Annotated in this window: 2 protein-coding genes; both read left to right on the top strand. The window is 59.4% G+C overall.

The window, feature by feature from the left end; genetic code table 11:
• Positions 1-170 precede the first annotated feature (170 nt).
• Entirely contained in the window at positions 171-1,736 is a 1,566-nt protein-coding gene (gene istA, locus G6035_RS19405; protein ID WP_176618740.1) for an IS21 family transposase, read from the top strand.
• Positions 1,733-2,370, top strand: a 638-nt coding sequence (locus G6035_RS19400; protein ID WP_176618739.1) for an ATP-binding protein, incomplete at its 3' end; no start/stop codon positions are given. The genes istA and G6035_RS19400, both read left to right, overlap by 4 nt.

Below are 2,370 nucleotides of genomic sequence, written 5' to 3'. Positions count from 1 at the left end.
GCTGAAATGAATATTTGACTCTTTGAGGGCCGCCAATATTGCGGTTTAGAGCCACCTGCCGGAAGCATCGTTATTGCCCTTTAGAGCCATTCGATATTCTCGTTCAGAGCCACCCTGCGTAGACTCCTCCCACCATGCAACAGCCTGTGTGGTGGAAGGAGCCATTTTCAATGGTACGAAAGATCAAAGCGAAGCGGATCCTCCAGCTTCGCGCTGAAGGGTTGTCAGGACGTGCCATCGCGTCCACCCAAGGCGTATCCCGCAATAGTGTCGCCGAAGTCATCAACGCCGCCGACGCGGCATCCCGCAGTTGGGAGGAACTCAAGGACCTCAACGAAGAGAAGGTCTACCAGTTGCTGTTCCCTGGACGCAGCGAGCACGAAAGTGTATTTACGCAACCAGACTGGTCCAGCATTCATAAGGAACTGGCCAAGGTCGGCACCAACCTGAAGCTCTTGCACGCCGAATACTCCGATCAGGCCAAAGCCACCGGAGCGGCGTTCATGGGCTACGACAGATTCTGCAAGTCCTACCAGCGCTACGTCCTGGAACACGGAGCCACCTCAAGGGTGGAGCACAAAGCAGGTGTCAGCGTCGAGGTGGACTGGTCAGGCCCCACCATGGCCCTGCACGACCCCGTCACGGGCAACCGGTCCACCGTGTATCTGTTCGTCGCCGCCCTGCCTTTCAGCCGGTACGCGTTCGTGGAGCCCTGCCTGGATATGAAGCAGGAATCCTGGATGCTTTGCCACGCATCAATGTTCAACGCCTTCGGCGGCAGCGTGCCGCGGATCATCTGCGACAACCTCAAAACCGGGGTGCTCAAGCACCCCGCTGAAGGCGAAATCGTCCTCAACGATGCTTACCGCCACCTCGCCGAACACTATAGTGCAGTCATCCTGCCCGGAAGAGTTCGCCGGCCCAAAGACAAGAGCAGCGTAGAGAATACCGTGGGCCATATCGCCACGTGGGTGATCGCCTCGCTGCGCCATGAGCAATTCACCAGCCTCGATGCCCTGCGGGCCGCAATCTACCGGCAGATGGCCGCCTATAACGCCCAGCCCTTCCAGAAACGAGCCGGTTCCCGCCAGAGCGTCTTCACGGAGGAGGAGCACCCTCTGCTGCGCCCGCTTCCGGTGGTTCCGTACGAGATCAGCACCTGGGTCCACGGTCGCAAGGTAGCGAAGAACAGCTACGTGGCATGGAAGAAGAACTTCTACTCCGTCCCGCTGAAACACGTCGGCGCCACCGTGGATCTGCGGATCACCTCCAAGACGTTGGAAGTCTATCTTCAGTCCCAACGACTCAGCAGCCATCTGTTGTTCGATACCGCCACGGTCAACCAGTACCGGACCAATGATGCCGATATCCCGCCGGAACGCAAGTACCGCTCCTGGGACGCAAAACGGCTGCTCGGGTGGGCCCACCGCGTCGGCCCCAACACCGTCGAGGTTGTCGACAAGGTCTTCGCCTCTGTGTCGGTGGCCGAGCAGGGAATCAACCCTGTCTTGGCGGTGCTGCGCTTGTCGTCGAAATACGGGGCGCAACGCCTGGAGAACGCCTGTTTCGTCGCGTTGCAGTCCAGGATCCGCTCCCCAAGATATGGACATTTGCACCCGATCTTGCAGAACCGGCAGGACGAGCACTGGAAAGAAGCAACCCTCCCCCCAGCAGCCGAAAGCAACAGCACCGGATACGTGCGCGGCAGCGACTACTACTCAAGGAAGAGCCAATGAACCTGAACACCGAAACCAAACGCAAACTACGCGAAATGTCCGCTGGCGACCTGCTCACGGCCTTCGAAGCCCAGGACGATGTCGTGAGCATGGGATTGAGCGTTGAAGCACGGATCGAACTGGCCGTGGACCAAGCCCACGGTTCGTTCTTGAACACGAAGGCTGACGGCTTGATTCGCCGGGCCAAGCTACGGTATCCGCAGGCTGACCTGCGCACCGTGGACCGGGGCGAGGAACGCGGGCTGAACCAGCCCCTGCTGGCCCAGCTGGCCACCTGCCATTTCATCGAGTTGAACAGGAATCTTGTCTTCCAGGGGTTCACCGGGTCCGGCAAGTCATACCTTGCGTGCGCGGTGGCGAAGCAGGCATGTGTTCATCGGTACCGTACCGGCTACGTGCGCATCCCGGATCTCGAAGAAGAGTGGCAGCAGGCAGCTGATAAGCCGCTGGGCCAGCATAAGCTGTTGCGCAAGTACGCCAATTACAGTGTTTTGGTATTGGACGAGTGGCTTTTGGATCCACCGGCCGGAGGGTTCTTGAAGTTCGTCTTCGAACTCATGGAGCGACGCTACGATGCCGCGTCAACCATCTTCTGCACCCAGTACAAGCAGTCGGACTGGCACGCCCGCCTGGT

This window comes from Arthrobacter sp. SDTb3-6 (genome assembly GCF_013376095.1).
Lineage (GTDB): Bacteria > Actinomycetota > Actinomycetes > Actinomycetales > Micrococcaceae > Specibacter.
The sequence above is the reverse complement of the archived record's forward strand: the minus strand, read 5'-3'. Positions and strand labels throughout refer to the sequence as shown.